12 protein-coding genes are annotated in these 12,964 nt (G+C 36.2%); 2 read left to right on the forward strand and 10 right to left on the reverse strand.

The features are described 5' to 3' along the window. Window positions 1–104: 104 nt before the first annotated feature. The 4 genes from ACRPLQ_RS10565 to ACRPLQ_RS10580 form a co-directional block, all read right to left on the reverse strand. Window positions 105–434, reverse strand: a complete 330-nt coding sequence (locus ACRPLQ_RS10565; RefSeq protein ID WP_063247967.1) for a hypothetical protein — start codon at window positions 432–434, stop codon at window positions 105–107. A gap of 325 nt (window positions 435–759) precedes the next feature. After that, a complete protein-coding gene (locus ACRPLQ_RS10570) occupies window positions 760–1,203 on the reverse strand; it encodes a hypothetical protein (RefSeq protein ID WP_310876451.1) in 444 nt (147 codons plus the stop codon). Window positions 1,204–1,768: 565 nt separating this feature from the next. Next, on the reverse strand, window positions 1,769–2,329 hold the full coding sequence (locus ACRPLQ_RS10575) for a nitroreductase family protein (RefSeq protein WP_028408464.1): 561 nt from the start codon (window positions 2,327–2,329) through the stop codon (window positions 1,769–1,771). 238 nt (window positions 2,330–2,567) lie between these two features. Beyond that, window positions 2,568–3,860 (reverse strand): Glu/Leu/Phe/Val family dehydrogenase, encoded by a 1,293-nt coding sequence (locus ACRPLQ_RS10580; RefSeq protein ID WP_033579029.1) that lies wholly within the window; start codon window positions 3,858–3,860, stop codon window positions 2,568–2,570. Window positions 3,861–4,058: 198 nt separating this feature from the next. Between ACRPLQ_RS10580 and ACRPLQ_RS10585 the strand changes: the two genes are divergently transcribed. Beyond that, window positions 4,059–4,214, forward strand: a complete 156-nt coding sequence (locus ACRPLQ_RS10585) for a hypothetical protein (RefSeq protein ID WP_162871471.1) — start codon at window positions 4,059–4,061, stop codon at window positions 4,212–4,214. 9 nt (window positions 4,215–4,223) lie between these two features. Here ACRPLQ_RS10585 and ACRPLQ_RS10590 read toward each other — a convergent pair whose 3' ends face one another. The 5 genes from ACRPLQ_RS10590 to ACRPLQ_RS10610 all read right to left on the reverse strand — a co-directional run bounded on the left by ACRPLQ_RS10590 (window position 4,224) and on the right by ACRPLQ_RS10610 (window position 11,421). Beyond that, window positions 4,224–6,158 (reverse strand): alkyl/aryl-sulfatase, encoded by a 1,935-nt coding sequence (locus ACRPLQ_RS10590; RefSeq protein WP_432235957.1) that lies wholly within the window; start codon window positions 6,156–6,158, stop codon window positions 4,224–4,226. A 358-nt stretch (window positions 6,159–6,516) separates the two neighbouring features. Continuing rightward, window positions 6,517–7,716 carry a phospholipase D-like domain-containing protein gene (locus ACRPLQ_RS10595; protein WP_432235958.1) on the reverse strand — a complete coding sequence of 400 codons (1,200 nt, stop codon included), beginning with the start codon at window positions 7,714–7,716 and terminating at the stop codon, window positions 6,517–6,519. Window positions 7,717–7,861: 145 nt separating this feature from the next. Continuing rightward, window positions 7,862–8,707: a DUF2971 domain-containing protein gene (locus ACRPLQ_RS10600; RefSeq protein ID WP_028413295.1), complete on the reverse strand. Its 846-nt coding sequence runs from the start codon at window positions 8,705–8,707 to the stop codon at window positions 7,862–7,864. 134 nt (window positions 8,708–8,841) lie between these two features. Further along, a complete protein-coding gene (locus ACRPLQ_RS10605) occupies window positions 8,842–9,474 on the reverse strand; it encodes a hypothetical protein (protein ID WP_034266280.1) in 633 nt (210 codons plus the stop codon). Window positions 9,475–9,987: 513 nt separating this feature from the next. Beyond that, a complete protein-coding gene (locus ACRPLQ_RS10610) occupies window positions 9,988–11,421 on the reverse strand; it encodes a PLP-dependent aminotransferase family protein (protein ID WP_325077202.1) in 1,434 nt (477 codons plus the stop codon). Between the two features lie 136 nt (window positions 11,422–11,557). Between ACRPLQ_RS10610 and ACRPLQ_RS10615 the strand changes: the two genes are divergently transcribed. Beyond that, window positions 11,558–12,457: a DMT family transporter gene (locus tag ACRPLQ_RS10615; RefSeq protein ID WP_274863925.1), complete on the forward strand. Its 900-nt coding sequence runs from the start codon at window positions 11,558–11,560 to the stop codon at window positions 12,455–12,457. Window positions 12,458–12,612: 155 nt separating this feature from the next. Here the strand turns inward: ACRPLQ_RS10615 and ACRPLQ_RS10620 are convergent, their stop codons facing one another. Then, on the reverse strand, window positions 12,613–12,843 hold the full coding sequence (locus ACRPLQ_RS10620) for a hypothetical protein (protein WP_016764194.1): 231 nt from the start codon (window positions 12,841–12,843) through the stop codon (window positions 12,613–12,615). Window positions 12,844–12,964 lie beyond the last annotated feature (121 nt).

Raw genomic sequence — 12,964 nt, forward strand, 5'->3', positions numbered from 1 at the left:
TGATATCAATCACCTTCTCTAACAGGATATTGATAAAAATTTTTTTTGTGTATCTTCATTTATTTAAAATCGTGAAGATTAGGGAAAACGATAAAAAAAGTAAGTTAACCGCTAATTTTTTCATTTGTTCCTTTTTGTCCTTTTGTCACCTTTTTAAATATAAAGCGAGCAACTAACACGTACAGTGGTAACACAATAATGACGGCAATAACATTTAAAATCCAAGGTATTGTCCCCATAAAAACGTTTGAAGATGCTTTATCATACCAGCTCACAATAATTATTAAAAAGACAACACTGGATATAAAAGTACTTATATATCCCTTCTTATAGTTTGTACTTCTCACAGCAACAACAAAGCCAATTACCAATGAAATGCCTGCTGCAATTAAGACAAAAATCGAAAATAAATTTGCTACCTTTTGAACGTCCATTACTTCCCTCTTTCTTATAAGATTTTCACTCCAGAATTTTCGTTGCGTCACTTATAAAAAAAGTAAATTTATATAGATTTGTTCACGCTCGGTCTTATTGTTGTAGCATCCTTAGGGACAGTAAGCCAATATGTATTAGAAAATATAAAAGTTAAGTCTGACAATGGAATCAATCCTAAAATGTATAATAGGTTCAATGGCAAAGAATATTATAGCGCCGATACTTTAAGACAGACTATTAATACTACTAAATAAGCACATAAGCAAAAAAGGACTTGATGTGTAATCAAGTCCTTTTTTATTATAACTGTATTAAAAAACTTGATCATTTCACGTAAAAGTTGCTGCTATAAAGGTATCCAGCGAAAGTTCCATCATAATTGGTTAGCGGTTTGGTTATATGATATACAGCAAGCTTATAACGGTATGTGCCATTAGTATCAACTTTAAAACTCGTTCCAAATTTCTCTCCAGGGACTGCATACCATTGGGATGCAGATTGCACGTTTACCCATTTACCATTCTCTAAATGCTGCAATTGACCGACAAGTCGTACCTCAAATGAATTATGATTAATAAACTTCATAATAATTGATTCTTCTTTTGTCCAATTTTTCTTAGTTGAGTTAACCGATACACCGTATGATGAAGCGGCATCAGCTTCTTGAATATGCCCATTTGGAACCAATGGGAGACTTGCTACAGATCCTAATCCTAAACCACCTAATGTAATTACTCCGGCTAATGCTACTCGCGTTACTCTTTTCATATCATTTCTCCGTTTCATTATAAGATTATAGGCTTTATATCCTCTATAACACCTATTAATTTATCATTATAGCACAAAAAATAGCATATTATGGGTTATTTTGTAATTTAACTCATTAAATTAAGGGTTTTAAATAACACTAAAGAAGGTTTTGTTATATGTAATAATTATTTTAACAAAAAAAGGCGCTTATTCTCTAAGTTAGCCTTTTATGCTAATTAATATCAACTGAGTAAAAACTAATTAGTCTAAGGATAAACAACAAGAAAACAAATGTAATTGCAACTACAATTAAAGCGATTAATAATACTTTTTTAAAGCTTTTCTACTCTGGTTCTTCACGTCTGTCTTGAATATTAAATGGTCAATTTTCTTATCGAGATCGTTTGAACGTTCATCAGACATCAGACTCTTCAAAGAGTATTCAAAGCAGCTTATGTTAAAGCTCTACTTAGTAAAGAAAATGAAGAAGTTTCCTTCTGCCACTTTTCAAAAACAATAAAAAAGGCAGCAGCTCAACTTATGAGCTGCTGCCTTTTATTTATAGAAACACAGAAATAACCTTTTAACGATACCAAATTGTTTTATCTTGATACGGAATACGTTTTGATGAAGCTTCTTTATTAGGATGTCCGACGTAAATTAAGCCTAGGAGCTTATCGCCGTCTTCTAGAGATAAAAAGTCATTCAGTTCTGTCTGATAGACAATTTCACCTGTTCTCCAAATTGTAGCCAAACCTTGTTCTTCCGCTACTAATAGCATATTTTGTATGCTTGCCGCTACGGCAGAGATTTCTTCAATTTCAGGCACTTTTCCTGAGGGACTTACTGCTACAGCAATAATGACAGGAGCACGAAGCGGGCCTTTTTTAGCTTTTGTTGTTTTTTTCAACGCTTCTTCTTCACTTAAGTGAGCAGTTTTTTGCTTCATAATACGTTCCATTTCGTCTCCTAAACGAACGCGTGAATCCCCTGTAAACACTCGGAATTTCCAAGGCTCTGTCTTTTTATGGTTAGGAGCCCAAGTGCCTGCTTCTAACATAAGATTGATAGCATCTTCTGATACATCTTTGTCTTGCATAGCCCCAATCGTTCTTCTGGCTTTAATAATATCTAATACGCTCATGCTTTCTGTCTCCTTTTCTACATTCAATTTATTAGTATAGGTATGTATATATCTTATATATAGAATAATTGAAAATCATTCTCACTGTCAATTGTTTTGCCATCATTCGGGTTGCGATAAATAAATATGCCAATTTTTTATGCATGTTTGTTTTTTTAGCAGGTTTTCTTTTAATTATTTGGCAGTTCTGGTAAATAAAAAACGATTTGGAACATGTAGTCCAAATCGTTTTTTTATCTTATACCCAGCCGCGGAAACGAGAAGCTTCAGCTGATTTTTTGATTCCTGCCATGTAAGCAGCAAGTCTCATGTCTACATCATTTTCTTGAGCGATTTGATAGATCGTTTCAAATGAATCCACCATTACCTTGCGTAATTTGTAAGCTACTTCCTCTTCAGACCAGTAGTAGCCTTGATTATTTTGCACCCATTCGAAGTATGAAACCGTTACGCCTCCAGCACTCGCTAAAATATCTGGCACTAAAAGCACGCCTTTTTCGTCTAAAATGCGCGTAGCCTCAAGTGTAGTCGGTCCGTTCGCTGCTTCGACTACAATAGAAGCTTTAATGCGATGAGCGTTACGAACCGTAATTTGATTCGAAATGGCTGCGGGTACTAAAATATCACATTCTTTTTCTAATAGTTCTTCGTTTGTCATCACATTGGTAAATAAATTCGTTACGGTACCAAAACTGTCGCGTCGATCAAGCAGGTAATCAATATCAAGACCAAGCGGATCATAAAGAGCTCCGTACGCGTCTGAAATGCCAATTACTTTTGCTCCTGCGTCATGCATGAACTTAGCAAGAAAACTGCCGGCATTTCCGAAGCCTTGAATAATAATCCGTGCTTCTTGCAAGTTAAGGTTTTTCTTTTTAACAGCTTCTTCTATACAAATGGTTACTCCTTTAGCCGTTGCAGTTTCGCGTCCTTGAGATCCTCCGAGTACGATAGGTTTTCCGGTAATAAAACCAGGAGAATCGAACTCACGCAGTCGGCTATATTCGTCCATCATCCACGCCATGATTTGAGAATTTGTATAGACATCCGGTGCAGGAATATCTTTAGTAGGCCCAACTATTTGACTAATGGCTCTTACATAGCCGCGGCTGAGTCGCTCTAGTTCACCAAACGACATGTTTCTTGGGTCACATACAATTCCGCCTTTACCTCCGCCGTACGGAAGGTCGACAATCCCGCATTTTAAACTCATCCAAATGGATAATGCCTTCACTTCTTCTTCATTTACTTCAGGATGAAAGCGTACGCCTCCTTTAGTAGGCCCGACAGCATCATTATGCTGAGAGCGGTAGCCCGTAAATACTTTTACCGATCCGTTATCCATTTTAACTGGAATACGAACCGTCATCATACGCAGCGGTTCTTTCAACAAATGATACATTTCTTCACCATACCCTAGTTTTTGAAGCGCTTCTTGAATAACAGTTTGAGTAGATAAAAATAAATTAAGTGATTCCTGTTCTTGCTGCTGTTCTTTTTTTAATTCACTAGCTGTTTTTGTAATGGACATTCTGTTCACCCCATATTAATCATTGAAATTTCTCAATGATTTAATATGCAATTCCTGTGCCAATTTCGACGGTTTTACAACGCTTTTATTTTATAAATATTCTGCATTAGCACGCCTTATATTCCCTGCATAGGCTGATATTAGTATATACTTAAAGAAATAAGACAAACTATTTATACTGAAAAGGAGGAAAGTGCTATGTTACATGAAAGAAAAGAACAAGAGCGAAACAATCACTATATAGAATGCTGTTCCATCTGTGGAGAAAGGCTAACATCTTTTCAAGAAAAAGAAATCTTCACATGCGACAGCTGTTTTGAACAAAAAGTCAACGATGTGCTTTCTGAGCTGTAATCAGGTACTCTATTTTTTAGAAACAGGTGTCACAATATTAAAGTTTGGATCAATAGAATCCTGACAAGACAAAAAGAAATCCCATTTTGATTTATCTCCTTGAACAAATATGACCGAGCTATAAGAGTGATCATTTGTAGTTGTTAGCCGGTATAAGGTATCTTGCCACATCGTTACCGTCACCTCAGCTTTCTTTCGCGTATCTCCAAGATACCTAAAGATTCCATGCTTAAGTTCTGTGAGAGCTACTTCATTACGATCGGGTATCACAAACAATATACGATAGTTACATGCACCCGCCTTTAATCCATCTACGCGAATGCTAAATAGTTCTAAAATATTTTTCAAAGGAAGTGTATCCCATACTTCTTTTGTAATAATGTTGACTGGCAGCGGTATATTACCTAAACGAAGTTCTTTGGCTCCTGTTAAATATTCATTTCGCCAAGGACCAGATTCAGCTATATACCCTAATTGTTCAAGCGCGTCTGCGCATAAAAGTTTTGCCTTCACATGGTGAGGATCAGCGTAAATAACTTGTTTGGTCACTTCAGCTACCCATTGATAGTCGCCTTGTTGAAAACAGCGCTGTGCTTTTTGGACAATGTTGTCCGCTCCGCCCATATACTTTACATATTTCTTAGCTGACTCTTCAGGAAACAGTTTATTTAAATCTACAGGATTGCTGTTATACCAGCCCATATAGCGCTGATAAACCGCTTTTGCGTTATGGTTAACCGTTCCATAAAAGCCGTTTGTATACCACTCGTGAGATAGGGTTTCCGGTAGCTTCATCATTCGGCCGACGTGGTCGATGGTATAGCCTTTATTCATCAGCCTTAATGTTTGATCATGAATATATTGATAAACATCTCGTTGATTTTCGATATATGTGATGCACGACTCGTTTCCGAACCTTGGCCAATTATGTACCCCAAATACAGTTGTTAGTTCTTGGCCAAATAAATCGATTGCTTGCTGCAAGTATTTTGCCCACGCTGCTGCGTCTCTTACTTTTGCTCCTCTAAGGGTATAGAGGTTGTGCTGAGTGGCCGTACAGTTTTCTGCAATACAAAGAGCCTTTTCACTAGGAATATAGATGTTCATTTCAGCAGGCGCCTCCGTCCCTGGCGTAAGCTGAAACTGCAATGAGACGCCGTCAATTTTCTTACTTACATAAGAATGATGTTCGGAAGGATGAATTTCTTCTATTCCTTTAATAAGCGTGATTGTTCCAAATGAAATTTCTTTTCCGATGCCGTTGTCAATTAAGCCTTTTTCATCGCGTCGCAGTCGAATACCGTACATGTATTGACTTCTTCGTGTCATTGCTGTTGCCGCCGTGACGTTTTCATCAATAACCGCATCCATAAATCCAGCAGGAGCATAAACTTTACTAGTTTTATTTTGTGTTGAGTCAGGTAATATCCCTAGAACTCCGCCGTAATGATCTATATGCGAATGAGAGAAGATAACAGCTCTAACAGGACGCTTCCCGCACTGCTGGTTTACTAGTTCAAGCGCTTTTTCTGCCGTTTCTTTGGATGTTAAGCAATCAATAACAATCCACCCCGTTTTCCCTTTAACAAATGTAATATTAGCCATATCAAAGCCTCTTACCTGAAAGATGTTTTCAGTTACTTGATATAAACCGGCTTGTACATTTAATTTTCCTTGTTCCCACAGTTTAGGGTGGACAGTAGCAGGTGTAGATTGTTCAAATAAAAAAGCGTACTTTCTTAAATCCCATACAGGATACAGCTGATTTTTTTTGAAAATCAGCGGAAAAGGTACGCGTACAAGGGCTTGGTCATCCGCAAGATTTTGTTCTGATTTCACTTGTTCCCAGTCTATTTTTTTATAAGTCTCAGCATTAGTGGCTGCAGTCTTTTGAGTAGCATCTTTTCGGTCAATCGTTAACTCCCGTTCATAATCAAACAACATAACCCCCTCCTTTTTATTATTTTATGCGTAAAAATAAGACGAAGTACAAAAGAGAGAGAAAATAGAGTCAACAAAAAAGAAGATGCGCTTAGCACGCATCTTCTTTTTTATACTGAATGTTATGTTTGAATAGAATAGTCGAGTATTCTGTCTGAATTAGACAGCCTAGCACTTAGTATAACGATTGTTTACCAATGTTCCTTTTGTAATTAAAGCAAATCTTCCTTCTAAGGTGCTCAATACGTTTCTTGAAGTCGCTGTAAAACAATGCATGTGTACAGTCTCTCCTTTCCTGTATTGGCCTTACATAGAATATATACCCGGGGAAAAATAATTAAAACTTGATTTGGGTATTTTTTCAAAAATAATAATAAATCCATTCCGGTGTTTTTTTTAGAGAACGTTCCCATTTAGGGATTTCATCTATTACTGTTTTGGTTAATCTGCGGCTGTTTGTTTTATCTTCATTAATTTCTCGTTCTACGTGTGCAATCATCTCGCGATCATAAATAAGACAGCTCGCTTCATCATTTAAATAAAAACTTCGGGGATCCCAGTTGGCTGTGCTAATATTGGCAATCGTATGATCAATGACCATTACTTTTCCGTGAAAAAACCCCTTTTTATATAAGAAAATTCGAATACCTTTGTTTAATAGTTGCTCTGTTTTAGGATAACTAGGCGGTTTAGTGAACCACGCATCAGTATTGTCCGGAAGTATAATATCGATTAAAACGCCTTTTTCTTTTGCTGAAATAAGTGCATTCATTAAATGTTCACTTGGAATAAAATAAGGGGTAGCAATGGTAAGCTTTACTTTGGCACGGTTGATTAGATCAATCATCTTTTGCTCAAGTTCTTCTCCAGTTGAAAACAATAGCTGATAGCTTGCTCCGTGAGAGCGAGCGATAGGAACTCGCTGAGGAGATATATGTTGTCCCGTGTCTTCTTCCCAATCTTTCAAAAATTGCTTTTCAATTTCAAAAATACCTTCTCCTTTAATTCGCAAGTGGTAATCACGCCAATAGCCCAATTTTTTATGCTTCCCTAAGTATTCTTCTCCTATATTAAAACCTCCGAGATAGGCTTCTTGACCATCTACTACGACAAACTTTCGATGATTTCGATGATTAATGCTATAAAAAAAGTGCTGCCTGCTTGCTTTTCGACTAAAGGTAAACTCAACTCCATTTTTCTTAAGGTCATCTATGAGTGTTCGGGAGAGATCGTTTCCTCCAAAACGATCTACAGAAAGTTTAACCTTTACCCCTTCAGCTGCTTTCTCTTTCAATAGCTCAAATAGCTTCATGCTGATGTTGTCCGCTCGAATAATAAAAAATTGAATGTACACGTACTTTTTTGCTTTTTTAATATCCTCAAATAAAGTAGGATATAAATTACTTCCTTTTGTATACAGCGCTATATTGCCTTGGTAAACAGGCGTTTCGATAAGCGGATGTACGCGAACATAAGCGTTATAGCCTTTTTTTACGTCCCATTGAAAAAACAAACACAAACAAAGCCCGCATACTAAAATAAACAGCATTTTTTTAACCATACTGTACTCCTGATTTGTCTAATATGTATATATAGGCTTTGAAGGTTTGTTTTATTTTATATGAGGAAATGTATGGGAATATAAAACGTGTAACACAAAAGGCTTAATCATTTTTTGATTAAGCCTTTGTGTACTTCGCTAGCATTTAGTAAATATAGTCCTTATACAAGTCAGACTGAATAACCTTTTTATAAGCGAGACCGTGTTTCTTAGTAAGAGCTTTTACCTCATCTACACAGCTTTGAGCGCTTCTTGGCGATACGTAAATATCGTTGATAAGCTGATGTAAATTACATGTAAGGAGGTTGCCATGCTCGTGAGAAAACTCATACGATCTTTTTTCGAGGATATCCATTCGTTTTTGCCATTGATTTGCGGAAATACCTTGAATTTCGAATAGCTTTTGCAGCTTCCAAGCGTGTATACGACTTGCTACAATAACAAGCCTCAATTCATTTTCATGCTGATAGGATTTGCGCTTGTAAAATAACGTGTCATATACAGAGTGACTGATCATTTCTTTTTGGAAGTCTATGTACTGCACTTTTCCAGAGAAGATTTTATAGCGTAAATCTTTAATACTGCACAATAAATTTTCATAGGTGGTTTTAATAGCTACGCCATCATTCCCTTTTAAATATAGATCCCACATTCCAGCGGCTTCGTAATCATTGATATGCCAGGATGAAACAGCAGAAAATTCATGGATTTTTCTTATATAGGTTCTAGAGGTACGGTTATGACGTTCGCCTTTTTTTCTTAACTCTTCTATGTTCCACATCGAAGAGCATCCTTCAAGGGGGTCTGAAAATGCATCAGGTTTTGCGAAAAAAAGCGCATTGGTTTCTAGTAAATCTTGAAAATCAGCCAGCGGCATAAATCGCCATACCGTCGGATTATTGTGCACCTTATAGCGTTCATCATAATCGTCATAGCTAGATTCGAATCTTTTGGCATATTCGTACGCTTTCTCTCTATAAGCTAAATCCATTGGTTTTCCTCCTCTGAATGCATATTCATACTTGAATTATAGCACTTAACTGTTGTAATTTTCAAAATTATCCACCTGCATTAAGTTCTATTATCAGAAAAGAAGACACACCTCAACATCTACAGCGTGTCTTCTTATTTAATGAAATGAATGTTTTGCTTAACACTTTCACTTTCTGGCTGATTTAATTCCAATAAATAAATTTCATCCGCTCGAAAATCTGTATTCTTCATTTCTTTTTTTAAGGTACGAATAAAGGCAGCTGAACTTTTTCCATAGGCTTCAAAATAATGAAACGTGTGTACAACAAATAAAATGGATGCGCCACTATAATCTTTTTTGCTCTTTTTTTGAATGTTCTCTAGCACTTTTTCTATATACTCTTCCACAGAACCTTCCGTCTGGATACGGGGTAGAGCAAAATTTCCTGAATTGACCCTCTGTGCATCTTCAAATTCCAGTTTCCCATCTTTGTAAGAAGTAATTTCAATTCGTTTTTCAGTACCATCCGGCTGAATAATTAATCCGTCGTATCCTTGACTTCCAATAATAAGCTTCAATTTTGAATTCCTCGGACAATAAGAAGATTGGCTGAAGCAATAAAGCGGATAAAACTCTTCAAAAAACTTTTTGAAACGCCCTTTTTTAAGTCTGGCTAATTTTATATACTCTTTGTTTTGATGAATCATTTGCTGCGTATGTTCAAAATACTGTTTCATTTCTTCTTGCGTTCTGTACAGATCAAGATCTTTAAATAATTCATCCATCTTTTTCACCTTCAATCCCACCAACTAAAAAAGTCTTCTTACTTAGTAGATACATATTCATAAATGTGTGTGACAATTTTCTTTTTTTAAAGATATAGCTTTTTTAAAACAAAACGTGCACACTTTTCATTTTTTTGCATATCCTGTTATTCGTGCGTTCAATCATGAACGTACGTTTCAGCCTTTAGTTGTAAAAGATAAACCGTAAAGTTACAGCTGATGGCCGATGATATGCGTCTGATGATTTCATAAACTATAACAAACAGGAAACTTAACAATAATTGAGGTGTTGGAAATGTTTGATAATGATTACGTAGTTAAAACCATTCACGATTTACATGTAAAACGTACAGAAAGTCAATTAAAAGTTTTATTAACTTATTTTTTCCATAAAAAATAACATGGATTTATAGATGGTAATATATAGTCAGTTGTTACTTGATGTTTTTTATAAGAAGAATAGTTTGATACAAATAAAAAGGAATAGTGGGTAATCCACTATTCCTTTTTTTACTATACTTGCAATTCCCGAATCAGTTCAGCAAGAATTTCAATGCTTCTATCGATATCTGGTAAAGAGGCATAGGCGTAAGAAAGCCGAAGATAACTGCCGGTTTCTTGTGCATAAATACTTCCAGAGTTAAGCAATATCCCTCTTTTTAAAGCACGAGAGTATAAAGATTTCATTGAAATAGAAGGTTGAATATGCACCCATATAAAAAAGCCTCCTTCAGGATTCGTCCATGTTGCTATATCTCCTGCGTATGTTTCCAAAGCATTCAGCATCACTTTTCTTCTTGTTCGCAATTCCGTTCGTACAGTTTCCATATGCTGTTGATATAAGCCATTTTTAAACCATTCTGCTGCTACTCTTTGAGATAATGAGCTAGATCCGTAATCTGTTTGCATTTTAATATCCGCCAAACGCTCAATGACTGGTTCTGGGCCGACTATCCATCCGATCCGTAATCCCGGGCTTAGTGTTTTAGAAAGACTGCTAACATATAACACGTGTCCATTTTTATCTAAAGCTTTTAATGGCAGCGGAGGCTGTTTATCTAGCCATAATTCGCGGTATAAATCATCTTCAATAATAGGAAGCAGATGTTCCTCACATTCTTTCAACAAATCGTAACGCCTATTTTGTGACATTAATGTTCCCGTTGGGTTATGGAAACATGGATTTGTATATAAAATAGCTTGCCCTTCTTGAGGGTCGGCGCGTTTTATAGCTGTTACTTTTATTCCTTCCTCATCCATAGCAAGGCCTTTGAGTTTCATTCCGGCTGATTGAAATACATGTAAGGAATATAGATAAGAAGGTTTTTCGAGCAAAACCGAAGAGTTTCTTTGCAGCAGTCCAATTGAAATAAGCTGAAGAGCTTGAAGAGCGCCGGAAACAATTAAAATAGAATCTGGAGAAGATTCAATCCCTATTGTTTTCATATATGCACTTAATTCTTTTCGTAAAGGAAAATACCCCTTTGGTTCTTCGTATCCTAGAACCTCCATATTTTCTGCTACTTTTTCTACGGCGTATTTCATTTTGTTTTTAGGAAATATGTCAGGTGAAAGCTCTCCTTTGCTTAATTGAATAAGGTTTGAGTTAAATTCGGATTCATTAATATCTTGTACCATTGCTTGACTCGGATGATGCATGCCTGATTTCACATGAACATCCCAATCGGGCGGAGTTGTAGCCAAAAGTGTCCACGTATTATTTATAACGATGGTTCCCTTTCCCATCTTACCTTCAATTAAACCGTCCGCTGTTAATTCCTCTAATGCGGTGATGACCGTACTTCGGTTAACATCAAACATAGCAGCAAGCTTTCGCTGACTAGGAATTTTACTTCCAATCGGCCATTCTCCACGCGCAATTTTCTCTTTCATAAAATCAATGATTTGCTTGTATTTTGGATAACTAGAACTGTTCTCTTGATTCATACATTTACTCCTGTTTTTAAAGTGGTTGGGTTAATTGCCTTTAAACTGGTTGAAGACATTTTATCAAATGTTTATTAACATGGGAACCACAATAGATACTGGTTGGATTCAAAATGAAAAATGGAGATGAATAGGTATGAAATTAACGTTTAGTCTGGTGTTCTTACATATACTGATGATTAGCTTATGGGCGTCAGCATTTCCAGTTATTCAAATAGGGCTGGAATCGTTTTCTCCTCAGCACCTCGCTTTTGTTCGGTTAAGTATTGCTTCTGTAGTGCTGTTAGTTATTGCAATAGCCACACGCATGTCCTTGCCTGATATAAAAGATATTCCACTTCTTTTAGCGCTCGGTTTTTTAGGTTTTACCGTCTATCACACGGCCTTAAACATTGGAGAAAAAACGGTAAGTGCGGGTATTGCGAGTTTACTGATCTCGACTACTCCTATTTTTTCTTCGCTTTTAGCTATTTTTCTTTTTCAGGAGGAGTTCGGAAAAAGAAAATGGATTGGATCTGCAGTAAGCCTTGCGGGTATTGTACTTTTAACCTTCAGCAAAGAGAATTTTGTACACTCAGTTAATGGAATCTTACTGGTTCTGCTAGCTGCCCTTGCAGAAAGCGTCTATATAGTATGTCAAAAAAATTTATTAAAAAAATATGGTTTCCTTTCTTTTGTGACGTACAGTATTTGGGGAGCTACAATTTCTATGCTTGTTTTTTTACCTGGGTTAGAAACGGAACTTGCGTATATCTCTGTCAGATCAGCAATAAGCGTGATATATTTAGGATTATTTCCAACCGTTATTCCCTATATGGTACTCGCTTATCTGACATCGCGTATAGGTTCTGCTGAGGCTGCCATCTCTCTTTACTTAACTCCTGCGCTGTCCTTTTTCTTAGCGTGGCTGCTTTTAAAAGATATCCCGAGTGCAGCTTCCATTGCTGGAAGCATCATTACGTTATGCGGCGTGTTGCTTACACATAGTAAAAGAAAAGTAGTGATAAAAGAGACAAAGTTCACAATGCAAAGGTAATGCGTATGGCTTAGGGAATTCTCTTAGATGCTATGTTTTTTATTTATATATTTTATTTAGAACATACTTTAATTTCTTCTTTTTGCAGTTTAATTAATAATTAATATAAAAAAGCGCCTTTCTTTAATGTTTGAAATTTAAAGAAAGGCGCTTTTTTATGTAGTTTCTAATTCTGCTTTTATTTTCCCAGCCACTGCGTGAGTCAGCTGCTGAAGATCGTAAATCTCTTCTCCTGAAAGTACTACGTGTCCGTTTAAAACGTGGTTATGTTTATATGCTCGATACGTCACTTCAATACTTTTTATCGCACGCTCTACTTCATCATTCACCATAATGCTTTCATAGTGATAGGATAGTGTTTCAATTCGAATCTGCGTATTTTTCATATTCATTCACCCTCCATGAGTCGTTGACTAAAAATATGACTGTTAGAGGTCGACTATACATAAAAACTTTTTTGTTGCCACCTAATTTGTTATTTAGAACATATTTTAATTACTTAATTGA

This window comes from Priestia sp. TRN 1309 (assembly GCF_050846875.1).
Classification (GTDB): domain Bacteria; phylum Bacillota; class Bacilli; order Bacillales; family Bacillaceae_H; genus Priestia; species Priestia zanthoxyli.

What these genes read in the sequence shown, in the direction of transcription:
- ACRPLQ_RS10580 (WP_033579029.1), bottom strand. Translation starts at nt 3,860, where the DNA reads ATGTCCATTACAAAAACAGCTAGTGAATTAAAAAAAGAACAGCAGCAA.
- ACRPLQ_RS10575 (WP_028408464.1), bottom strand. Translation starts at nt 2,329, where the DNA reads ATGAGCGTATTAGATATTATTAAAGCCAGAAGAACGATTGGGGCTATG.
- ACRPLQ_RS10610 (WP_325077202.1), bottom strand. Translation starts at nt 11,421, where the DNA reads ATGAATCAAGAGAACAGTTCTAGTTATCCAAAATACAAGCAAATCATT.
- ACRPLQ_RS10615 (WP_274863925.1), top strand. Translation starts at nt 11,558, where the DNA reads ATGAAATTAACGTTTAGTCTGGTGTTCTTACATATACTGATGATTAGC.
- ACRPLQ_RS10620 (WP_016764194.1), bottom strand. Translation starts at nt 12,843, where the DNA reads ATGAAAAATACGCAGATTCGAATTGAAACACTATCCTATCACTATGAA.
- ACRPLQ_RS10570 (WP_310876451.1), bottom strand. Translation starts at nt 1,203, where the DNA reads ATGAAAAGAGTAACGCGAGTAGCATTAGCCGGAGTAATTACATTAGGT.
- ACRPLQ_RS10605 (WP_034266280.1), bottom strand. Translation starts at nt 9,474, where the DNA reads ATGGATGAATTATTTAAAGATCTTGATCTGTACAGAACGCAAGAAGAA.
- ACRPLQ_RS10565 (WP_063247967.1), bottom strand. Translation starts at nt 434, where the DNA reads ATGGACGTTCAAAAGGTAGCAAATTTATTTTCGATTTTTGTCTTAATT.
- ACRPLQ_RS10600 (WP_028413295.1), bottom strand. Translation starts at nt 8,707, where the DNA reads ATGGATTTAGCTTATAGAGAGAAAGCGTACGAATATGCCAAAAGATTC.
- ACRPLQ_RS10590 (WP_432235957.1), bottom strand. Translation starts at nt 6,158, where the DNA reads ATGTTGTTTGATTATGAACGGGAGTTAACGATTGACCGAAAAGATGCT.
- ACRPLQ_RS10585 (WP_162871471.1), top strand. Translation starts at nt 4,059, where the DNA reads ATGTTACATGAAAGAAAAGAACAAGAGCGAAACAATCACTATATAGAA.
- ACRPLQ_RS10595 (WP_432235958.1), bottom strand. Translation starts at nt 7,716, where the DNA reads ATGGTTAAAAAAATGCTGTTTATTTTAGTATGCGGGCTTTGTTTGTGT.